This window comes from Nocardia sp. NPDC059228, assembly GCF_042754245.1.
In the GTDB taxonomy this organism is placed as follows: Bacteria; Actinomycetota; Actinomycetes; order Mycobacteriales; family Mycobacteriaceae; genus Nocardia.
This window is the reverse complement of sequence record NZ_JBHZAL010000013.1, coordinates 107,955-129,490: the sequence shown is the minus strand read 5'-3', so window position 1 is coordinate 129,490 and position 21,536 is coordinate 107,955. Positions and strand designations below refer to the sequence as shown.

Below are 21,536 nucleotides of genomic sequence, written 5' to 3'. Positions count from 1 at the left end.
GCCGCGGCAATGGGCGGCCTGAGTGTCAGAGCACGAAGACCGAGGTGCCGACGCTGCGACCGGACTCGAGGTCGCGGTGCGCCTGCTGCGCGTCGGGCAGCATGTAGCGCTGGTTGATGTCGACGCGGATGCGGCCCGCGGCGACGTGGGAGAAGAGCTCACCCGCGAGTTCGGCTCGTTCGGTGGGGTCGGCGATGTAGTCGGCGAGTGCGGGGCGTGTCACGAACAGTGAACCCTTCACTGCCAGCTGCATGGCGTCGATCGGGGGGACCGGGCCCGACGCGGTGCCGAAGCAGACGAGCAGGCCGCGCCGCGCCAAGCAATCCAGAGACGACTGATAGGTGGTTTTTCCGATGCTGTCGTAGACCACGGGCACGCCCTTGCCGTCGGTGATCTCCCGGACTCGTTCGGCGACGTTCTCGCGGGTGTAGAGCACGACGTGATCGCAGCCGTTCGCTCGGGCGATCGCGGCCTTCTCTTCGCTCGACACCGTCCCGATCACCGTGACGCCCAGCAACTTCGCCCACTGTGTGAACAGCGAGCCGACGCCGCCGGCGGCTGCGTGTAGCAGCACGGTGTCCCCGGCGCGTAGCGGGTGAATGCGTCGCAGCAGGTAGGCGGTGGTGAGTCCGCGCATGGTCATGGAGGCGGCGGTTTCGAACGCGATCTCCTGTGGCAGCCGGATCAGGTGCTCGGCGGGCATCACTCGTTCGGTGCTGTAGGCGCCCAGGGGGCTGCCGGTGTAGGTCACGCGGTCACCTGCCCGGAAATCGGTGATGTCCGGACCGACCGCCTCGATCACGCCCGCCGCCTCGACGCCCATGCCGGCCGGCAGCGCCGCGGGGTAGAGGCCGGTGCGGAAGTAGGTGTCGGCGAAGTTCAAGCCGACCGCTTCGTGCCGAATCCGGACCTCGCCCGGTCCGGGCTCGCCGACTTCGGCTGTCTCCCACCGCAAGACATCGGGTCCGCCGGTTTCGTGAAAGCGAACAGCTTGTGCCACAGTGCATCTCCTTTTGGACGCGACCGCGCCGGGGCGGCGATCGGCGTTCTGGGTCCGACAGGGGTACCCGGCACCGACCCGTCGCGTGCCCGCGGCTGCGGGGACGCTCGGAGGCCCGGGCTATCGAGAACGAAAGACCAGCCGCGGAATCCGGGCCGGGTGCGCTCACCGACCGCGATGTCCCGGCTTTCCGCTGGTCAACTCGTTGTGATGAACATAGAGTAAGCCGGATCACACTCGATTGCTTATCCTCTCGGGACAGGAATCCATTCACTTCGGGACACAGGAGGATGCCCGGTGAAGCCGCTCGCCCGCTATGCCGCGTTGAGCAACTACGTGGAGCTGGGCCGATCCGTCGGCCTCGATCCGGTCCGCCTGGTGCGCGAATCCGGACTCGACCCGGCGAGCCTGACCCTGCAGGACCGCTGGGTGCCGGCCGCCACCATCGCCGAGCTGCTCGAACGCTCCGCCGCAACCGCGCAGTGCGAGGACTTCGGGCTGCGCCTGGCCGAGCGGCGGCGCATCGCGAACCTCGGCCCGTTGAGCCTGGTCATCCGCGAGGAACCAGATGTGCGCAGCGCGCTGCGGATCATGTCCCGGCACGCGCACATGTACAACGAGGCGTTGCACACCCGCCTCACCGAACGCAACGGTCTCGCCACCATCCGGCTCGGGCTCGACATCGGACAACCCGGCGAAACCCGCCAGTCCATCGAACTCGCCGTCGGAGTGCTGCACGGCCTGCTGCGCGGATTCCTCGGCAGCGGCTGGCAGCCGGTGGAGACCCGATTCACCCACGCCGCGCCGTCCGACCGCAGCACCCATCACCGCATGCTCGGGCCGAGCGTCACATTCGGTCAGGAATTCAACGGAATCATCATCTACACAACCGATCTCGATGCGCGCAACGCCATGTCGGACCCGCTGCTGCGCACCTACACCCAGCAGTTCCTCGACTCCGCCGACCTCGCCCCCGCCACCACCATCGACCGCGTGCGGGAACTGATCGAACTCCTGCTGCCGACCGGACGCTGCTCGATCGAACAGATCGCTCGCAGCCTCGGGGTCGACCGCCGCACCATCCACCGGCACCTCGCCGCCGAAGGCGAAACCTTCACCACCCTACTGGATTCCACCCGCGCCGAACTGGCTCAGCACCTGGTCGCGAATCGCCGCCACTCCCTGACCCAGATAGCCGAAATGCTGGCCTTCTCCTCCCCCAGCAACTTCACCCGCTGGTTCACCAAACGCCATGGCTGCAGCCCGCGAACCTGGCGCACCCAGGCCAAGCCACCCGAACCGCGGTAGGCCTCACCCGTGTGCGGCACGCAGTCAACACCGTTGCGGCACAGGATGTCCTCGATCGACGGCCGAGTTGGCTCCGAGGTCGAATTCTCATGTGCGGGCGAACCTGGTTACGAATTCGCCTACCGCCGTTACCAATCCGCCCACCCGGCCGATCTCTTCCTCCGTGCCGGCCACCGCTCGGACGGCACCCGGACCTTCTCCTTCATACCAGCACCCCCGGAACCCACCAGCCACGCTGACGACGTCTTCCGCCGGATCTTCGATCGAACCCCGGCCGACCGCTGAACGCCATCCGAGCCGGAGTCCAGGCCAATCTGAAATGGTTGTGTCCGAGCCTAAATGGCGATTCCCGAGCGTTCTGCCAGCGCGACGGGGCCGCTCCTACTGCCTTCCATGGTTCAGACGGATCTGCGCTACCAGGGCGCGGTGGTCTGAGCCCGGTAGGTCCGCTGTCTCCACCGTGACCGTTCGTCCCTCGGCGATGAGGATATGGTCGATACCGACCACGGGCGGCCACCATTTGTCGGTGGGATAGGTGACCAGATGCCCGGCGCCGGCCTGTACGGCGGCATCGGCGAAACGTCCTGACAACCAGGCGCGGTACTGCCAATGATCGTAGGTCGCATTGAAGTCACCACCGACGATCACCGGCCGATCCGATGGCGACCGCTCGAGAATCTCGTGCAGACGGGACAACTCGTCGGCCCACACCTGGGTGCCGAACACCGGTGGTACCGGATGGAAGGCGTACACCGTGACCGGTCCAGCGCCTGGAATGTCTGCGGTCGCCGAGAGCTGGTTCAGCACGAACCCGTCATACTCGACAGTCTCCGACAGCGGATAGCTGCTCCAGATTCCCGTCCCGGCCGCGGTTCTGCCCGGGGAGAGATACCGGTAGGGCAACACTTGGTCGAGCCCCGCACGGCCGAGACCCTCAACCTCCGCCGGAGTGAGTTCGTTGACGGTCAGCACACCGATGTTCCGCGCGCGCACCTGGTCGACCAGCGCCCGAGGATCCGCTCCGTCGAACAGAAGATTGGCCTGCATCACCATCACCGCGGGCCCTTCGCCACCACCCGAGCGATGGACGTACAGCGGAGCTTGAGTCCACACCGCAGCGGCCACCACCACGACGGCCGCACCCGCACTGATCCAACGTCTCATGGCTATGAACGCCACAGTCCCAACGAGCGCGGCACCCATCAGATACGGCGCACCCGAAGCCGCCAAGACCAACACTCGCGACCCAGACCGACTGAAGTGCAACGCGACCCCAGCGGCTCCCGACAGTGTCGCAACCCACGCGAGCACGCCGACACCGACCCGAACCAACCTCGACATCACCCCACCAGACAAACACACAAGTCCCACAACACATGTCGAGGGCCAACCGGAGACAGGAGACCAGGACAGGCGAAAACGCGACTTACTCGGTTGTCTGCGCCGGGCGCGACGATGTAGCCGGGCGGCGTCCGGCGTCTCCACTGCGGTCAAGGCAACGTCATTGTTTCTCGCGCGATTACCACCGGAACCCCGCTTCCCGCCGACCCCAGGTCCAGATGGTTGAGCAGATTCTGGATAACGACGTACGGATTCATCGGCCGGTCCTTCGTCTGGAAATTCGTGCCAACTGGTTGTGACAGCCGTCACGGTGTGCTCTCATCAAGATACACAGATACATCGCATGTGTCTCTGTATCAGACTCACGAACAGGAAATCGGCATGGATGCACACCGTCTCAGCAGGCGCGACGCATTGAGGACAGGTGGCGGTTTGTTGGGCGTCGTCGGTGCGATGGCACTGACCGCGCGTACCGCGAGGGCGGAGCCATGGAGGTGGTCGCCCGCTGATTCGGTGGTCGGCGCCGGTGGCGGCGCCGACCCGTTGACCGTGTACGACCCCGATGCCGATTCCGTCCTGGCGGAGGTGATCGACCACGCCGATGTGCCCGAGGTCAACAGGCTGCTGGCGACGTGGGTCTACAACGACCAGCCCTTGCCCGCCGGCCTGCCGAAAGGCTTGGCGGACTTCATAGCATCTGCTCGTCAGCTGCCCTCGTGGGCCGACCAGGGCAAGCTGGCCAGTTCCTTCGAGTTCAACAAGAAGCGCGGTCTGTATCTCGGCGTGCTGTATGCGTTCGCCAGCGGCATGATGTCCACGGTCATCCCGCACGAGGCGCTCGCGGTGTACTACTCACGCGGCGGATCGCACCTGAAGGAGCGCATCGCCAAGACCGCGAAATTCGGGTACGACATCGGCACGGTCAACGCCTACGGAGACGGTGGCGAGATGATCGTGACCTGTGTGAAAACCAGGATCATCCACGCGTCCGTGCGGCATCTGCTGCCGCAGTCGCCGCACTGGCCCGCAGGCGTCACGCCGATCAGCCAGGACGACATGATGGTCACCTGGCACAGCTTGGCCACCACCATAATGCGGACCCTCACCGCGTGGAAAGTCCCCATCCCGGCCGCCGAATCCGATGGCTACCTGCACAGTTGGCAGCTGGCCGCGCATCTGCTCGGCATTCGCGACGAGTACATCCCGGCGACCTGGGAGCAGGCCGACGCGCAGGCAAGCCAGCAGCTCGACCCGATCCTGGCACCGACCGCCGAGGGCAACGACCTGGCCAACCAGTTGCTCAACCTCGGCGCCGATCTCGACCTGACGCTGCTCAGCCGCGGCATTCTGGGCGCGTTCACGCGATTCATCATGGGAGACAAGGTCGCCGACTGGCTCAACATTCCTCGGGAACCGGTCTGGAGCCCGCTGCTCGAGGTGGCGTGGGGCCCGTTCGTCGCGGTTCGGGAAGGAGTGTTGTCGGTGGCACCGGTGGTGGACGCCCCCTATTGGATGTTCGACGAGTTCCTGCGCCAGTTCGCCCTGTGGTACATGGCCGAACTACGGATGCCGCTGAGTATCGAAATCCCGCTGACCAACCGATGATTCGCCGTCCTCGTCCAGGAACATTCCGGTACGGACGACACTCGGCCCGGCGCGTGATCCCCCGCTGGACTCGATGAAACAGCTAACGTACCCGCGTATCAACAACGATGTGGAGTGCGTGCAACGCGAACATCAGGCGAAGCGCGATCGCGGCGCAGCCCGAGAACTGACGCAGGACAAGATGTTTCAGGAGGACACCGTGGAATCTGCGCCGCCCGCGAATGAGCTCCCCGCTGGGAAATCCTTGCTCGAACGCGCCTACCTGCAGGCCGTCGAACAGGTCGACGACACCGACCCGATGCGCACCCGCATCCTCGACGCGGCCGAGGAACAATTCCGGCGGTGGGGTATCCAGCGCTCGACCATGGAAGATGTCGCGCGCACCGCGGGGATCTCACGGATTACCGTCTACCGCCGCTTCGCCACCAAAGAAGAACTGGTCGAACGCGTCATCCTGCGTGAATTCCGCCGGTACTTCGACACATTCCTCGTCGATATCGCGGCGGCGACGAATCTCGGCGACCGCGTCGTTCTCGGATTCGTGAGCTCCCTGCGCGCACTGCGCGGCAACCCCCTCATCGGCGCACTGATCACCGCCGAACCCGACCACTTCGTCAGCTCACTCGTCGGCGACGACGGACGAGCGGTCGCCATGGTCCGGGAGTTCGTAGCCCATCAGCTCCGCCAGGAACAGCGGGCCGGCACCATTCCCCCGGACCTGCACATCGAGCTGGTCGCCGAGCTGATGGTCCGAATCTGCGCCTCGTTCTTGGCAATTCCGAGCCAGGTCGTCGACCTCGACGACGACGAACAACTCGCCGCCATCGCCCGCCAATTCCTGGTCCCCATGCTCGACCCGCACAGGCGATAGCACGCGAACACTGGCGATCGCCTTGCGAAGTCCGGTTCTGTCACGGTGGCCGAACCATCATCCGCGATCGGTGCGGGGATTCATGGTCGCGGATATCTGGTTGACCAGGCGCCAGGGGCGGTCGGCGTCGGCCTGGGCCTTGCCGCTGGTGAGGATGGCGCCCGACAGGTTGCGGGCACGATCGGACCAGCCGTATTGGGTGGTGAGGCCGCTGCGGCCGAAGTGGGATTCGGTGTTGCGGCCGAACTTCGAGCGGCGGGCGCCCAGTTCGTAGCCCGCCACGGAGACCCGGCCCGCCATACCGGGCAGCCAGGGGGCGGGTTGGATTGCGGCGGCGAGGGTTTCGGGGCGCATGATGCGGATTCCGTCGAGTTCTCCACCGCGGGTGAGGATTTCATAGAAGCGGGAGAGTTCGGCGGCGGTGGTGACGAGGTTGCCGGAGGGGAGTTCGGCGGTGAGGAAGGCGCGGGCGGCGGCCGGGTCGGTCGGGCCGGAGAGGCCGCCGCCGAGGGCCCGGCCTGCCAGGTGGCGCCAGAGTTTGGAGGGTCCGGGGCCGATCTTGACGCTGGGCACCACCTGGTCGACGTCCTCGGGGCGGACGCCGAAATTGGTCCAGCGGAAGCCGAGTGGTTCGAGGACCTGTTCGCGCAGATGGTCGCGCATGGCTTTGCCGGTGGCACGCTGGACCAGCAGGCGCTGGATCAGTCCGCCGGTCAGTGCGTGATACACGCGAAACCGGTTGGGCGGCCAGCTCGGAACCAGGTCGGCCAGGCCCTGGACGGCGAGCTCCTCGTCGAGGACCAGGTCCGAGCCGCGGTGGGGCGGGGTGATGAACGGGACGCCCGCGGAATGGGAGAGGACGTCACCGATGGTGATGCGGTCCTTGCCATGGCCGGCGAATTCGGGGATGTAGTCGCGCACCGGGTCGGTGAGCGCGAAGGCGCCCTGCTCGATGAGCATGAACATCAAGGCGGCGGATACGCCCTTGGCCGTGGAGAATCCGCAGAACGGCGAGTCGGGGGTCACCGGGCGTTTGTCCGCGTCGGGGGAATCCTTGGGCGCATTGCCCCAGCCGTGGCCGATGGCCCGGTTCAGCACGATGTGACCGTGACGGCGCAGGCACACCTGGATGGCGGGTGTGGTCCCCATGCGGTACCAGTCCTGCACGGATCGCCAGATCGCCTCGATATCGCCGGGCGCGAGTCCGGCATCGGCGGGGTCGGCTTCGGGTCCGAGGGTGGTCACCGCGTCGAGGTCCGGGTCGATCCGCACCAGCGCTGTCATACCTGGGCTCATCCGACCAGCATAGGGAGATCCCGGTTCACAGGAAGCTCCCAGCAAGGAGTCAGGGTCTTCACCGGCTGGCGCGACACACTCCCGCGGTGAGCGTGACCACTGCCGAGCTGGCCCCGTCCGAACCGACCGCCCCGCCGTCCGAGACATCATCGGAAGGCCTCTCCCCTGCCCGCCGCTGGGAACGGCCGGCGCTGGCGCTGCTGCTCATCGGCACCGCCGTCGCATACCTGTGGAACATCACGGTCAACCAGATGGGCAACGGCTTCTACGCGGCGGCCGCCTGGTCCGGATCGCAGGACTGGAAGGCATTGCTGTTCGGGTCGCTGGATCCGGGCAACTTCATCACCGTCGACAAGCCGCCGGTCTCACAGTGGGTCATGGGCCTGTCCGGGCAGCTGTTCGGGTTCAGCAGCGCGAGCATGCTTGCGCCGCAGGCAATCATGGCGGTGGGTGCGGTCGCGCTCATGTACGGCGCGGTCACCCGGGTCACCCGCAGCCGCGGCGCGGGCCTGCTGGCGGGTCTGGTGCTCGCGGTGACGCCCGTGGTGGCGTTGATGTTCCGGTTCAACAATCCGGACGCCGCCATGGTGCTGCTCATGACCGCCGCGGCCTACTGCACCGTGCGCGCGCTGCCACGGGCGAGCCTGAAGTGGATCGTGCTGACCGGTGTCGCACTGGGATTCGCGTTCCTGGCCAAGATGCTCGAGGGCCTCATGGTGCTGCCCGCGCTCGGGCTGGCCTATGTGATCGTCGCGCCGACCACGCTGCGCAACCGGCTGCTGCACTCGCTGGCGGCACTGGGCGCGCTGATCGTCTCTTCCGGCTGGTACGTGCTGCTCACCATTGTCTGGCCCGCCGATTCGCGCCCCTACCTGGCGGGATCGAAGGACAACACCTTCATGGACCTGGTGCTGGGCTACAACGGTTTCGCCCGCTATCTGGGCAAGAACCACATGGGCGGCAACGCCAAGAACCCCTTCGAACTGCCCGAGGGCTACCAGATTCCGAAGGCGCTCGAGGGCGGCGGGTTCGGTGGCGGGTTCGGCAACGGGCCGGACCGGATGTTCACCGGTGAAATCGGTTTCGAGATCTCGTGGCTGCTGCCGGCCGCGCTGCTCGCGTTCGTGCTGGTGCTGGTGTCGCGGGGCCGCCGGCCGCGCACCGATCTGATCCGCGGCGCGGCGCTGGTGTTCGGTCTGTGGCTGGTCATCGACGGGGTGCTGTTCTCGGCGATGAAGTCGGGCATGCACGCCTACTACACCCTCGCCGTCGCCCCGGCGATCGCGGGCTGCTTCGCCATCGGCGCGTACGAGGTGTGGCGGCGACGGGCCGAGGCGTTCGGCCGCGTGGGCGGCGCCTGCCTGATCCTCTCGGCGGGGATCTGGGGTTTCGTGCTGCTGCAACGCAATTCCGACTGGCAGCCGTGGCTGCGCTGGACGGTGCTGGCGGTCACGGTGATCACGGCGCTGGGATTGCTCGTGCTGGCGCTGCCGATCGCGGCCCGCTGGGACCGGCTGCGCGGCCGCGGGACCACGGTGCTGCTCGTAGTCGGTGTGATCGCGGGCCTGACCGGCTCCACGGCGTATGCGGCCGCGACCCTGCCGCAGTCGCACACCGGCGGCGGCCCGACCGTGGGCCCGGCTCGGCCCAAGAAGGCCGGACCGGCCGACCAGTTCCGCAAGCAGCTCGAGACGCTGTTCGGTGGTCAGACCGATCCGCAGCTGGTCACGCTGCTGCAGCAGACCAATACCAAGTGGTCGGCAGCCATCGACCGTTCGTCGCCCGCGGCCGGGCTCGAATTGGCCAGCCGCACATCGGTCCTCGCCATCGGCGGCTTCACCTCCGAGGACCCGGTGCCGACGCTGCCCCAGTTCGAGGACATGGTCCGCAACCACGAGATCACCTACTACCTGGCTCCCGAGGTCCCGCTGCCCGACTCCTGGCGGGTGGATCCGAAGCCCGCTGACACCGCCGCCCCCGCGCAATCGGGTGCGAAGCAGGGCGTCTGGCGTCCGACGGGCAACAAGGAGATCCTCGACTGGGTGACCACCCACTACACGGCGACCCAGCACTTCGGTTACATGGCCGCCTACGACCTGACGGTCCAGCCGCACTGATCCCTACGGCGGCGTCCCCGGATTCCGGCTCGGCCCACCGAGTCCCATCGATCCGGGGACGCCGCCGAGGCCTTTCCGGCCGGCCATGGAGAACCTCGTGAACGCGCGCTGCTCCTGTCAGGCCCGTGGTGCAGCAGCACTCGGACCGACCCAGGCGCTGAGCGCTTCGAAAAGACCTGTGTCGCAGTGTTCATCCGCGGCCCATGCCACGTAGCCGTCCGGCCGGACCAGGACTGCTGTCGGCGCGGGGATGTCGCCGAGGCCGGGTACCGGCCACCGGCCCGCATCGCAGCGGGCGTGGACGACGTCGATGTGACCCCGCCAATCGCCGAGTCGCGGGCGGATTCCGTTCAGGGACAGCAGGACCGGACGGCCGCTGCGGAGTAGTTCGTGGACGCGCGTACCGCCGGTGGGCAGCGTGAGGTCGACGTCGGGGACGCGATAGCCGGACAACGGGTGGCCGTCGCCGACGTCGTAGCGGATGTCCAGGCCGAAGAGCATGCCGCCGAGGCTGTTTCGGACCTCGTCGATGTCGAAGAGTCCGGCGAGCGTTTCGCGCAGCGCCTCGGTGTGCGGCCCGGGGCGCATGAGCGCGGTCTGGGCGCGGGTGTTCTGCAGGACGCGCGCGGCGACCGGCCGGCGTTCGGATTCGTAGGTGTCGAGCAAGGCCTCGGGCGCGCGACCGTGCAGAACGGCGGCCAGCTTCCAACCCAGATTGGCGACATCCTGCACCCCGGTGTTCAATCCCTGGCCGCCGGCGGGGAAATGGATGTGCGCGGCATCGCCGGCCAGCAGTACGCGGTTCGAACGATAGCGTTCGGCCAGGCGGGCCGCGTCGCCGAACTGCGACACCCAGCGGGGACTGTGCATCCCGTAGTCGGCGCCGGCCACCTCGCGGAAGGATGCCCGGAAATCCTCGAAAGAGGGTTGGGCCGCGTGGTCGAGGACGCGGTCGTGCCGGTTGACCATGAGCCGGAACCAGCCGGGCCGCAATGGAAGGACCGAGAAATCACCCGGCCCGCGACGCTCGGTCAGGATCCAGCCGGGCGGCGGGTCCGCCAGTTCGGCGTCGGCGATCATGCCGACCATGGTCGCGTCGGTCCCGGCGAACTCGATCCCGGCCAGCTTGCGGACCGCACTGCGGCCACCATCGCAGCCGACCAGATATGCGGCCCGGACGCGGCGGCCGTGCGCACCACCGACCCGGATCTCGACACCATCGGAGTCCTGCTCGAGGCCGACAACCGGTGAATCCCATCTCACGGGTGCACCCAATTCGGTTGCGTACCGGTCGAGTTGGGTCTCGAGATCGGCCTGAGTGATGACCAGTCCGGTCGGATACCGGGTGGCCAGATCGCCGAACTCGATGGGCAGCCCGGCGAAATGCCCCGGACCCCGGCCGCGGAACACATAGCCGTGCGGCAGCACTCGCTCCATCAGCCCGCGCTGATCGAGGATCTCCATGGTCCGGGCATTGATGCCACCCGCCCGTGACTGTCCGGTGCGGGCGGTGAGGGCATCCAGCAGGACCACTTCGATTCCCGCGAGCCGCAATTCGCAGGCGAGCATCAGCCCGGTCGGACCGGCTCCGGCGATGACGACACCGGTCTGGTAAACATTGTTCACCAGACGAAGGCTAAGGGAGGTGATTCGTATCGTCAACCATGCAAACCCGGCCGCCGCGTGCCCACCGCTAGGCTCTGGACCGATGGTCAAACGCGGATTGAGCCGGGATCGGCTGGTAGAAATCGCCCACGAGTACGTGTCGGCGAACGGATTGGACGCGCTCACCATGCGGCGACTGGCAGCGGCCGCCGAGGTGACTCCCGGCGCGCTGTACAAGCATCTGAAGGATCGCCGAGATCTCCAGCGCGCCATGTCCGATGCCGTCTACGCCACCATCGACCTGTCCGATATCGACCTCGACGCCCCGACGCTCGCCCAGGTCATCGCCTGCTGCGAGCGCATGCGCGCGGCGATGCTCCGATTCCGTGACGGCGGTCGCATCGTCGCGGGCTCCTACTCCCCCTTCGCGGCCACGGTGGAACTGTCGGGCACCCTCATGACACTCCTGCAGGGCATCGTCGTGCCGCCCTTCGAACCCGGCGACCTGCAATCGGTCCTGCGCTCCTACACAACCGGTTTCGTCATCGAGGAGCAGGCCTATCTGGAACTCGAGCGGTCCGGCGAATGGCAGCCGCTGGTCTCGGCTCTCACCGCCGATGCCCCTCGCCCGAACCCCACCGGCGACACCATCTCCATCATGACCGGCGAACGCGACCGCAGATTCACCGCCGGCCTCACCGCCATCCTCGCCGGGACGGTCCGCGAGGACCGCCGCCGGTAGCCCGAGTATCGCCCGATCAGGGGGTGACGATCGGGAATGTCGGCTCGAAATCGTCCAGCAACGTGGCGAGTTCGCCGAGTGCGGTCACATCACCGTCGAGGGTGATGGCGCCCGAGCGGGCGAGTTCCCCGGCGCTGCCCGGGGTCAGCAGCACCCCAACGAGCGCCGCCTTCGGGCCCGACACCGTCACCCGGACATCGTCGGCGCGCCCCCGGCGGGCGTTGAGAACGCCGCGGCGCACCCACATCGTCCACTGCTCTCCGGAATCGGTGAAATCGAGATTGATGCCGATGTTCGCGCCGGTGGCCTTTTCGCCGATCACGTGGACCGCGACGAAGTCGAAGAGGATGTCGATCGGCATGGCCAGAATCGAGTCCGGGCCGGCCGTCACATAGGGCGGCGGCTGCACACCCGCACGCAATTCCTTTGCGGCGCTGAGGAAGACGCCCCGCCACTGCGGCCCCTCGGCCTGATACCCCATCTGCTCGTAGGCGTCGGCCTGCAATTCCCGGGCCGCGGTATTGCCCGGATCGGCGAAGACCAGTTTGTGCAGGATCTCGGTCGCCCACCGATAGTCGCCGGCCTCGAAAGCGCGCCGGCCTTCGGCGAGAATCGCGTCGGCTCCAGCGAATTCGACGAAGCGGGTGGCCGAGTCGACCGGCGTGTGCGGGTGCAGCGACACCGGATCGCCGTCCCACATGCCGAGCTCCTTGGTGAACACCGCGCGCACATTGTGATGCACGGTGCCGTGATAGCCGCGATTGGCCCAGTTGCGGCCCAATTCATCGGGCAGTTCGATGATCTCGGCCGCCTCCAACGGGGTATATCCCTTGTTGGCCAGCCGCAGCGCTTGGTCGTGGATGTACTTGTAGGTGTCGCGCTGTGTTTCCAGCAGGGCACACACCTGGTCATTGCCCCATACCGGCCAGGTGTGCGGGCCGTAGTGCACCACGGCATCGTCGCCCCACCGTTCCAGTGACTCGTCGAGGTAGCGGGCGAAATTGCGGGCATCGCGGGTGCGGGCGCCACGCAGGGTCTGAATGTTGTGCAGCGCATGGTTCGCGTTCTCCGCGCAGGTCAGTGCCTTCAGCTCCGGAATCCAGATATGCAGTTCCTCAGGCGCCTCGGTGTCGGGGGCGTAGAGGAATTCGAACTCCAGTCCGGCGATCTCGCGCCGCGTGCCGGTCTCGGTGATCGAGTCGGTGGGCGAAATGTAGGAGACGGTCGCGCCTTTGGTGGAGATGATGCCGATGCCGCAGGTGATGTGCCCGGTGGCGTTCAGGTCCAGCAGACCGCCGAAGGCGTAGAAACTGCGGCGCGACATGGCATTTCCGGCGATGACGTTCTCACCGATGGCGAACTTGTCGAACGACTTGATCGTGCCCGGGGCGATGATCGGAACCTTCCCCGACGCCACGTCCGCGGGATCGATCACGCCCTTCACGCCGCCGTAGTGGTCGACGTGCGTGTGGGTGTAGATGACGGCCGCGACCGGTTTGTCGGAAACGTGCGCGCGGATCAGGTCCATGCCCTGCTTCGCCGACTCCACCCCGAACATGCAGTCGACCACGATCAATCCGTCGTCGCCCTCGATGACGGTCAGGTTGGCCATGTCGTTGTTACGGACCTGGTATATCCGATCGGACACCTGATACAGGCCACCCAGTTTGATGAGCTGACTCTGCCGCCACAGGCTCGGATCGACCGTGTCGGGCGCGGGCGCACCCTCTTCGATCCAGTCCAGGGCATGCGGGTCGAAGATGACCGAACCGTCACCGGCGATGACACTCCCCGGCAGTTCGGCGATCAGGCCGCGTCGCACATCCGAGTAGTCCTGCACGTTCGCCAGGTCGTAGCGCGCAGCCGCGTCACGATGCACGCGGGCGGTCTCCGGGGTCGCAGGTTTCGGCTGGGTGCACATGTCGACTCCATTCTTCGATCCGTGTTGCCCGAAGTGTTGCCGCGCCTTGAAAACTACGCCTCAGCCGTTGGGGCGCGAATCGGTCGGGTGGGGGTCGCGGTAGTAATCGCGCGAAGGACAACACATATGGCTGGACCGGCAGCGATGTGTGAGGCGGCGGCATGCGTGGACGAGTTCGGGTGGGTGGAGTTCGGTGAGTTCGGTGTCGAAGGTGGCGAGGATGCCGGCGATGCCGGCCCAGGACCAGGCGCCGAGAGTGAGTCGGCAGTGCTCGGTGTCGAGGTGTTCCACGACGGAACCTCCTGGTGCCCAGCGGGCCACGATGTGAGCGGGCAGGTTGAGCCGAGCGGTGCCCGTGTATGGCCAGTCTGCAGGGGTGTCGCCCCGGTCGTGGGTGCTCATCACGAAGTGGGCGAGGTCGTCGCCGGGAAGCGCGCGGGCGGAGAAATGCTGAGTAGTGGGGCGGGTGTGCAGTCGGTCGACGCGGTGTACTCGCCATCGATGGTCGGTGACGTCGTAGGCGACCAGGTACCAGCGGGCGGCCCAGACGACCAGGTGATGGGGCTCGATGCGGTGGGCGGGCAGGAAGTCGGGGTCACCGGGTTCGGGGCGTGTGCCGTCGGGACGCAGTGTCTCGGTGACTAGTAGGTGGCGGTGGCGGACCGCGGTTCCGACGGTGGTGAGGGCGGCCGGGTCGATCGGGGGCGCGGGGAACTCCCAATAGTTCCGCAGCCGGGTCAGGCGCAGGGATTCCATGGATGCTCGCAGCGCGGGGGGCATGACTTGGTGCAGAGTGGCCAGTGCCCGCGCCGCGTCGTCTCCGAGGCCGAACATCGTGCTGGGCGCGGTCTGCAGAGCCACCGCGATCGCGAGGGCCTGGTCGTGATCGAACAGCAGCGGCGGCAGGGTCCGTCCGGCGCCGAGCCGGTAGCCGCCGTCGGGGCCGTGGATGGTGGTGATCGGATAGTCGAGCTGGCGCAGGGTTTCGATGTCGCGGCGGATGGTGCGTTCGCTGGCTCCGAGCCGGGTCGCGAGCTCGCGCAGCGACCACTGCCGGCCTGTTCCGAGCAGGGACAGCAGTCGCAACGCCCGGTGTGAGGTGTTCGCCATCGTCCCATCATGACCGGGTTGTGGCCACTCGGTGGCCACTACCGGTGTCAGTGTGGGGTTCTGTTTCGGACGGGCAGTGGTGGAGAGGACGGTCAGGTATGCGGGTAGTCGTGGTAGGTGGCGGGATCGGTGGGCTCGCACTGGGGGCGGGGTTGCGTCGCCGGGGGTTCGAGGTAGCGGTATTCGACCGCGACACCGATGTAGCGGCGACGGGCGGCTACCACATCACCTTGGATGAGCGGGCTCAGTCGGCGCTGACAGATCTGGTGGAACCGAAGATCATGCGGCGGTTGCTGGCATCGGGTTCGGCGCTGCGGCTGCGCGAGCGTGACGCGTTCTGGGACCGCCGTGGCCGGTTGCTCGGTTACGGACCGGATCTGAGCGGCAGCGGCAGCATCGACGTCGATCGGATCACCCTGCGGATGCTGCTGGCCGAAGCGGTCGGAGATGACCTGCACCTGGGATGCAGCGTGTCCGGCGTCGGCCACGACGACCACGGCGCGCCGCAGGTGTTGTTCACCGATCAGGCGCCGGTCTCCGCGGACCTGGTGGTGGGCGCGGATGGCGCCCACTCGGTGGTCGCCCGCCACCTGGCGGGAGGCCCGACCAACAGCCCGGCAGGCATCATCGGGTTCTGTGGCCGCACCCTCCTGCAAGACCTCAGCCCCAGCGAGCAGCAGCGACTGAAACCACGATCGGGGACAGCGATCGGCCCGCGGGGGGCAGCACTGTATGTCGGGTTCCTCGACCCGGTCGGCAACACCGCGCTCGACGCCCCCGAGCTGAGGATGTCGATCACCGCCGGACCCACCTACATCTGGGGCGCCATGTTCCCCGAATCCGCCGTCCGCGATTCCCTGCGTGACCTGCGGGGCGGCGAGTTGCAGGCCGCGCTGCTCGGCATGTTCTGCGAGCGACGCTGGGCCGAGCACACGCTCGAGGTCATCGCCCAGGCCGACCCGCACAGCGTGGCCGGGTTCCGCTTCAACGCCGCCTCCACCCGCGCAGCCGATCTCGCGCCCTGGCCTGCGGGTCGTATCACCGCACTCGGCGACGCTGTCCACGCCACACCACCCACCGCCGGAATGGGAGCGGGCGCGGCCATCCGCGACGCCGCCAGCCTGCTCGAGCACGTCAGCGCCGCTGCCCACGGCACCACCACCCTCACCGACGCCGTGAGCGATTTCGAGGCCGGTATGCGCCGGCGTGGCAGCGAAGTTCTCACCCTGGCCATGAAAACCGTCCGGTGGATCCTGGCCACCGACACCACACTCGGCGCCGCAGCCACCGCCGTGAGCACCCCGATTCTGGCCGCAGCCGCTCGGCTGCGTCACTGACCAGCCACGCGACGCCCGTGTCCCTGGGCTCGATCACGATGTCAGCTACTCGCCGGGTGGCAAGGGCGAATCCTTGCACGGCTTGCGGCGGGACCGGCTGTACAGAGCGCGGGCAGTCGCCGTTCGCGACGAACGAAACGATCGGAACCTAGCCGATGCTCCGGTCGAATCCATCGAACATGGCGGTCAGCCCGATGTCGAAGTAGTCGCCGGCCGCAGCGTCGGCCGCGGCGGCGAGTTCGTTGTATTCGGGCGAATCGCGCGCCGGCTTGCGGCCACGCCCTGCCGCTGCCACCCGGCTGAGGATATGGCCTATCGCGAATTCGCGGAGACAACGGGACAATTGCAGCGCCGCCGCGGGCGCGAAGCCGGCCGCCGTCAGCTGCGTGATCATCCGATTGCCGACGTCGATGGCCGCCGCGCTGCGCACCGGACGGGTGGCGAAGATGGGTACCGCATCCGGGTGCCGGGCCAGGATGGAACGCAGCCGATGTGCGTAGGTCCGCATCATCTCGCGCCAATCCGCTTGCCAGGGCAGCTTTTCCAGTTCCAGCTCGTCGAACATCGCCGCGGCCATACCGTCGAACAGGTCCTGTTGGTCGGTGAAGTGCCGGTAGGCCGCCATCGGATCCGCACCCAGGGCGGTTCCCAGTTTGCGCATCGAAAACTTATCCATACCGATCTCATCGACGAGCGCCAGCGCACGCATCGCAATGTATTCGCGGTTCAATACCGTCCGGGTCGGCGGAGCGAGCCGCTTATCCGCAGTCACGAGGTCAACTCCCCCAGCAGCCCGCTCAGCCGCGCACCGAACTCCTCGGGCTGCAACAGATACGCCACGTGCCCGCCCGGGAACTCCTCGCACACCATCCCCAGTTCGTCGGCAAGAGCCTCGGTCGATAGGTAGTACGACCGGCCGACGCTGTCCCGGCCGGTCGCCAGGCGCCAGGGCACCTCAACCTTTCGCAGCGCATCCACATCGGGCCGATAACCGAAGCAGAACGCCGGCATTTCCCGCGTCAGCAGCAGATTCGCATTGAGCAATTGGCGAGTCATCGTGGACGGCCGGCGGCCGCTGATCCGCCGAACCATCGATCCCACCGTCAGCGCCGCCTGGCTCGCGCCGGCCAGCACAGTCTGACCCGCGGTCGTTCGCAACACTGCGGGCATGTTCGGCGCTGTCAGAGCGCCGAACGCGGCATAGCCGCGCATCAGGCTCTTCTCCACGGCGAGCCGGTTGATGTTCAGCAGCTCCTGCCGAGCGGGACTGTCCTCCGGCAGCAGCTGGATCACCGGCGGTTCGTGGACGACCGCGGCCACCAGCCGATCACCATGCCGGGCAAGCACTTCCAGTGCGACAATGCCGCCGCCACTATTGCCGAACAGGGACGCGCGGTCGATCCCGTAAGCATCCAGGACAGCGACGACATCGTCGGCCTGGGTCGCGGGATCGATCGCAGCATCGGCCGTGGTGAACGGGCTACGCGAATTCCCCCGCCGGTCGAACGTGATGACGGTGTACCGATCGGCCAGCAACGGCACCACTTCCTCGTACATCCCCGCATCACCCCCGCCACCGGAGACGAGCACCAAGACCGGACCGGTCCCGGCCGATTCGGTGTACAGCCGGGCGCCGGGCGCCTCGACCATTCGCGAACCATCGCGACGAGCCACGATCACCACTCCTCTACGTGTTATCTACATCGTAGACTACATCTACACTGTAGCGAAGTTGATCTCGGATCCGGCTTGCGGGCACACACTGTGCCGAGAGCGGCGGCGAGGCTGGGTGATCCGGACTGCCTCCGGTCTGGCGCCCCGGGCGCAGAAGCCGCCGGTGGCTGCTCGACGCCGAACTTGCCGCCCTCTGGATCGATCTGACCGCCCTCGCATCAGAAGTTCACCAAGGTGACGCCATCGGTATCTGTCGCATGCTCGGTGATCGGCAGATCCGTTGCGTTGCCCAGGATTTCGTCCAGCACGTAATGGGCCTCGCGGAGGGTGGTGACGATGACCTTGGTGCCGTAGGTGGTGTGCTGATCGGTCACGTGGGCACTCCCGCAGCCGCGCCAACTCCTCAGCGGCGAATCCCGACCTCCCGCACACCGACCAACCTCATCGGCAGCCACGCCGAGCGCCTACCGCACCCGCCCGCAGGCCGAACCGATCACAACGCCATCGCTGCCGGTCCAGACATATGTGTTGTTTTTCGCGCGATTACTACCGAGACCCCGGGTGAGCGGCACACGCAGACAACGGACCGGCGGGTATGCGAACATATGTTCGTGTCCGGTTCGATCACGAGGATGAGCGCGCGCCCCGAGCGGGCAGCGATTCTGCATGCCGACCTGGACTCCTTCTATGCGTCGGTGGAGCAGCGCGACAGTCCGCGGCTGCGGGGGCGGCCGGTGCTGGTCGGCGGCGGGGTCGTGCTGGCCGCTAGTTACGAGGCGAAGGCGTTCGGGGTGCGGACGCCCATGAATGTGCGTCAGGCACTGAGCTTGTGCCCCGATGCGATCGTGGTGCCGCCGCGGATGTCGGCGTATTCGGAGGCCAGCAAGGCGGTGTTCGAGATCTTCCGCGACACCACGCCCGAGGTGGAGGGCATCTCCATCGACGAGGCGTTTCTCGATGTGGCCGGACTGTGGCGGATCGCCGGCACTCCGGTCGATATCGCGCGCGGGCTGCGGGCGCGGGTGCGCGCGGAGGTCGGACTGCCCATCTCGGTCGGGGTGGCGCGCACGAAGTTTCTGGCCAAGGTGGCCAGCGCGGTATCCAAACCCGATGGGCTGCTGGAGGTTTCGCCCGACCGGGAGCTGGAATTCCTGCATCCTCTGCCGGTGGAACGCCTGTGGGGCGTCGGCGAGGTGACCGCGCGGGAGCTGCGTGAACGCGGCATCACCAAGGTCGGGCAGCTTGCGGACCTGGGTGAGGGGCCGCTCGGGGCGGTGCTCGGTCCGGCCACGGGCAGGCATCTGCACGCCCTGTCATGGGCGCGGGACCCGCGCCGCGTGGACACCGGGCGACGCCGTCGCTCGATCGGCGCGCAGCGGGCGCTGGGCCGCCGCCATCGCAGCGACGAGGAGCTCGAGGCGTATCTGCACGGACTCGCCGACCGGCTCGGGCACCGGCTGCGCAAAGCCCGGCGGGTGTGCCGAACGGTGGTGCTGCGCATGCGTTTCGACGATTTCACGCGCGCCACCCGCTCGCACACGCTGGCCGAGGCGACCGACAGCGGCGAGACCGTTCTGCGGGCGGCACGTACTCTGCTGGCCGCGACCATGCCGCTGATCCGGGAGCGCGGCGGCCTCACTCTCATCGGCCTGTCCCTTACCAATCTGGACGACGCCGACACCATGCAGCTGTCGCTGCCGTTCGAGCCGCGTGCGGAATCCACCCTCGATTCGACCCTGGACGCACTGCGCGATCGCTTCGGCGCGGGCACCGTCACGCGTGCGGCCCTGCTGCGGAAGGGTGAAGGGCTGTCGGTGCCAATCCTTCCCGACTGATCGGTCCTGTTCGGCGGCGCGGGTAGCCTGTGACGCATGGCTCTCGACCACGGCGACCCGGGCGACGCGCCCTCGACTCCCCCGCCGCTGACCCCCATCGCGATCACCACCCGGCCGTCCGCGGCGGATGAGGCCAGAACCGTTGCCGCGGCGACGAATACGGCCACCCTGGCCACCCTGTCGGCCGACGGTGGCCCCTGGGCCAGTTTCGTCACGTATGGACTGCTTGCGGGACAACCGGTCCTGTGTGTGTCCCGGATGGCCGAGCACGGCCGAAATCTGGCGGCCGATCCGCGCGCCAGCCTGTCCATCGTGACCCCGGAGTTACCGGAGGACCCGCTGGCCGGAACGCGATTGACGCTCGCCGGTGTCGCGGAACGCCCGCAGGGCGAGGAGGCGGTAGCGGCCCGCGAGGCCCACCTGGCCGCGGTCCCGGCGGCCAAGACCTACATCGACTTCAGCGATTTCACGGTGTGGGTGCTGCGTGTGCAGCGGGCCCGCTGGGTCGGCGGGTACGGCCGCATGGATTCCGCGACCGCCGACGAATACGCGGCCGCCCAGGCCGATCCGATCATCCCCGGTGCGGCCCGTGCCATCGCACACCTCAATGACGATCACGCGGACGCGTTGCTGGACATGGCCCACGCCCGCGGCGGCTATCCGGACGCGACCGCCGCGGTCTGTGAACGCGCCGACCGCTTCGGCCTCGACCTGCGGGTCACCACCCCGCGTGGCATCGCGGTCACCCGTATCGGCTATCTCGCACCGATCGACAGCATCGCCGACTTGCGTACGGCCACTGTCGATCTGGCCCGGGTATCGCGACCGGAGTGACCGACCGGACCATGCCGCAGCGGTGATCGTCAGTGCGCGGTCTGGGAGGCGGCGGCGGTCTCGTCGAGATCGGCGAGCGAAAGCAGGTGGCGGGGTGCGGAATCCCGAATGATGCTGGACCGCACGTCCAGACGCCCGTCGACGTGGAGCAGTTCGCCGGAGGCGAGGAGCCGCCATCCGGGGTCGTCGTCCATGCGTTCGCTGGCGATGACGACAGCGGGATAGTCGGTCAGCGCGCCACTGCTGGTGCGAATGCCCCTGTGACGGTGACTCGCGTGGTCGAGCCGCCGATCGCCCTGTGCGCCACCGGCGGCGCGCTCGAGGACATACAGCTCGTGGGTGTCGGGATAGCGCAGGGCCCACAGCTCGGTCGCGGTGGTGAGAATCAGGTTGAGCGCGTAGAGCGGCAGCCGGTCGGCGATCCAGCCGACCGCGTCGGTGATGCCCGCGGTGACATCGCCCGCATGATGGTCGATCCGGGCGGTGATCAGGGCGAAGAAGCGCTCGGAGTCGGTGTCGCCGTGGACGAGTCGGCGATAGTCACCGAGCTCGTGGTCCAGCTCGTCGAGCCCCTGCAGCACTCCGTTGTGCGCGAACAGGCGCCCGTGCTGCTCGAACGGATGGGTATTGCGCATCATCAGTCCGCCCGTGGAGGCGAAGCGTACATGCGCGACGAAGGTTTCGGATTCGCGTTCGCGGGCCTCCTCCGCGAAGAGCTTGTCCTCGTAGGCGGCGATCGGCTGCTTCTCCACCAGCGGCGCGCCCGCGGCGGTGAAGGTGCCCAGGCCGACGCCGTCGGGTTCGCGGTGACTTTGCTGGGACAGGCTGTCCGGCGCCTTCAGCAACCAGAAGGTGGCGTGCACCCGCTGCGGCGCGGCCGAGAGTCCGAACAGACGACACATGACCAACTCCTCTCACGAGAGGCGAAGACGCGTGGACT

The 21,536-nt window shown here is 67.5% G+C and carries 17 protein-coding genes and 1 pseudogene; 8 read left to right on the top strand and 10 right to left on the bottom strand.

Annotated elements, in window-relative coordinates; genetic code table 11:
• Nucleotides 1-25: 25 nt before the first annotated feature.
• Nucleotides 26-1,000, bottom strand: a complete 975-nt coding sequence (locus ACFXKA_RS21310) for a quinone oxidoreductase family protein (RefSeq protein ID WP_379428557.1) — start codon at nucleotides 998-1,000, stop codon at nucleotides 26-28.
• A gap of 297 nt (nucleotides 1,001-1,297) precedes the next feature.
• On the opposite strand from ACFXKA_RS21310, the gene ACFXKA_RS21305 reads away from it, so the two are divergent.
• Complete coding sequence (locus ACFXKA_RS21305; RefSeq protein ID WP_379428556.1) at nucleotides 1,298-2,308, top strand: AraC family transcriptional regulator; 1,011 nt, start codon at nucleotides 1,298-1,300, stop codon at nucleotides 2,306-2,308.
• A 381-nt stretch (nucleotides 2,309-2,689) separates the two neighbouring features.
• Here the strand turns inward: ACFXKA_RS21305 and ACFXKA_RS21300 are convergent, their stop codons facing one another.
• Nucleotides 2,690-3,472 carry an endonuclease/exonuclease/phosphatase family protein gene (locus ACFXKA_RS21300; protein ID WP_379428555.1) on the bottom strand — a complete coding sequence of 261 codons (783 nt, stop codon included), beginning with the start codon at nucleotides 3,470-3,472 and terminating at the stop codon, nucleotides 2,690-2,692.
• A gap of 558 nt (nucleotides 3,473-4,030) precedes the next feature.
• Between ACFXKA_RS21300 and ACFXKA_RS21295 the strand changes: the two genes are divergently transcribed.
• Both ACFXKA_RS21295 and ACFXKA_RS21290 read left to right on the top strand, forming a co-directional pair.
• Entirely contained in the window at nucleotides 4,031-5,254 is a 1,224-nt protein-coding gene (locus ACFXKA_RS21295) for an oxygenase MpaB family protein (protein WP_379428554.1), read from the top strand.
• Between the two features lie 73 nt (nucleotides 5,255-5,327).
• Nucleotides 5,328-6,125 carry a TetR/AcrR family transcriptional regulator gene (locus ACFXKA_RS21290; RefSeq protein ID WP_379428553.1) on the top strand — a complete coding sequence of 266 codons (798 nt, stop codon included), beginning with the start codon at nucleotides 5,328-5,330 and terminating at the stop codon, nucleotides 6,123-6,125.
• 57 nt (nucleotides 6,126-6,182) lie between these two features.
• Here ACFXKA_RS21290 and ACFXKA_RS21285 read toward each other — a convergent pair whose 3' ends face one another.
• Nucleotides 6,183-7,421 (bottom strand): serine hydrolase, encoded by a 1,239-nt coding sequence (locus tag ACFXKA_RS21285; protein WP_379428552.1) that lies wholly within the window; start codon nucleotides 7,419-7,421, stop codon nucleotides 6,183-6,185.
• An 86-nt stretch (nucleotides 7,422-7,507) separates the two neighbouring features.
• On the opposite strand from ACFXKA_RS21285, the gene ACFXKA_RS21280 reads away from it, so the two are divergent.
• On the top strand, nucleotides 7,508-9,538 hold the full coding sequence (locus ACFXKA_RS21280) for an ArnT family glycosyltransferase (RefSeq protein WP_379428551.1): 2,031 nt from the start codon (nucleotides 7,508-7,510) through the stop codon (nucleotides 9,536-9,538).
• A 117-nt stretch (nucleotides 9,539-9,655) separates the two neighbouring features.
• Here ACFXKA_RS21280 and ACFXKA_RS21275 read toward each other — a convergent pair whose 3' ends face one another.
• Nucleotides 9,656-11,164, bottom strand: coding sequence for an FAD-dependent monooxygenase (locus ACFXKA_RS21275; RefSeq protein ID WP_379428550.1), 1,509 nt, complete (start codon nucleotides 11,162-11,164; stop codon nucleotides 9,656-9,658).
• 82 nt (nucleotides 11,165-11,246) lie between these two features.
• Here ACFXKA_RS21275 and ACFXKA_RS21270 point away from each other — a divergent pair, with 82 nt between their 5' ends.
• Nucleotides 11,247-11,885 carry a TetR/AcrR family transcriptional regulator gene (locus ACFXKA_RS21270; RefSeq protein ID WP_379428549.1) on the top strand — a complete coding sequence of 213 codons (639 nt, stop codon included), beginning with the start codon at nucleotides 11,247-11,249 and terminating at the stop codon, nucleotides 11,883-11,885.
• Between the two features lie 16 nt (nucleotides 11,886-11,901).
• On the opposite strand, the gene ACFXKA_RS21265 is transcribed toward ACFXKA_RS21270, so the two are convergent.
• Both ACFXKA_RS21265 and ACFXKA_RS21260 read right to left on the bottom strand, forming a co-directional pair.
• On the bottom strand, nucleotides 11,902-13,806 hold the full coding sequence (locus tag ACFXKA_RS21265) for an alkyl/aryl-sulfatase (protein ID WP_379428548.1): 1,905 nt from the start codon (nucleotides 13,804-13,806) through the stop codon (nucleotides 11,902-11,904).
• A 60-nt stretch (nucleotides 13,807-13,866) separates the two neighbouring features.
• Nucleotides 13,867-14,916, bottom strand: coding sequence for a helix-turn-helix transcriptional regulator (locus ACFXKA_RS21260; protein WP_379428547.1), 1,050 nt, complete (start codon nucleotides 14,914-14,916; stop codon nucleotides 13,867-13,869).
• Between the two features lie 98 nt (nucleotides 14,917-15,014).
• Here ACFXKA_RS21260 and ACFXKA_RS21255 point away from each other — a divergent pair, with 98 nt between their 5' ends.
• Nucleotides 15,015-16,253, top strand: coding sequence for an FAD-dependent oxidoreductase (locus tag ACFXKA_RS21255; protein WP_379428546.1), 1,239 nt, complete (start codon nucleotides 15,015-15,017; stop codon nucleotides 16,251-16,253).
• A 148-nt stretch (nucleotides 16,254-16,401) separates the two neighbouring features.
• Here the strand turns inward: ACFXKA_RS21255 and ACFXKA_RS21250 are convergent, their stop codons facing one another.
• From ACFXKA_RS21250 to ACFXKA_RS21240, 3 genes and pseudogenes are all read right to left on the bottom strand, one after another.
• Nucleotides 16,402-16,929, bottom strand: coding sequence for a TetR/AcrR family transcriptional regulator (locus tag ACFXKA_RS21250; RefSeq protein ID WP_379428545.1), 528 nt, complete (start codon nucleotides 16,927-16,929; stop codon nucleotides 16,402-16,404).
• Nucleotides 16,930-17,021: 92 nt separating this feature from the next.
• Nucleotides 17,022-17,843, bottom strand: a complete 822-nt coding sequence (locus ACFXKA_RS21245) for an alpha/beta fold hydrolase (protein WP_379428636.1) — start codon at nucleotides 17,841-17,843, stop codon at nucleotides 17,022-17,024.
• Nucleotides 17,844-18,148: 305 nt separating this feature from the next.
• A pseudogene (locus ACFXKA_RS21240) lies at nucleotides 18,149-18,304 on the bottom strand (Tn3 family transposase); the annotation flags it as partial.
• 228 nt (nucleotides 18,305-18,532) lie between these two features.
• Here ACFXKA_RS21240 and dinB point away from each other — a divergent pair.
• Together dinB and ACFXKA_RS21230 are read left to right on the top strand one after the other, a co-directional pair.
• Entirely contained in the window at nucleotides 18,533-19,762 is a 1,230-nt protein-coding gene (gene dinB, locus ACFXKA_RS21235; protein WP_379428544.1) for a DNA polymerase IV, read from the top strand.
• A 36-nt stretch (nucleotides 19,763-19,798) separates the two neighbouring features.
• On the top strand, nucleotides 19,799-20,596 hold the full coding sequence (locus ACFXKA_RS21230) for a HugZ family protein (RefSeq protein WP_379428543.1): 798 nt from the start codon (nucleotides 19,799-19,801) through the stop codon (nucleotides 20,594-20,596).
• Nucleotides 20,597-20,625: 29 nt separating this feature from the next.
• Here ACFXKA_RS21230 and ACFXKA_RS21225 read toward each other — a convergent pair whose 3' ends face one another.
• Nucleotides 20,626-21,498 (bottom strand): class II glutamine amidotransferase, encoded by an 873-nt coding sequence (locus ACFXKA_RS21225; RefSeq protein WP_379428542.1) that lies wholly within the window; start codon nucleotides 21,496-21,498, stop codon nucleotides 20,626-20,628.
• Between the last annotated feature and the right edge of the window lie 38 nt (nucleotides 21,499-21,536).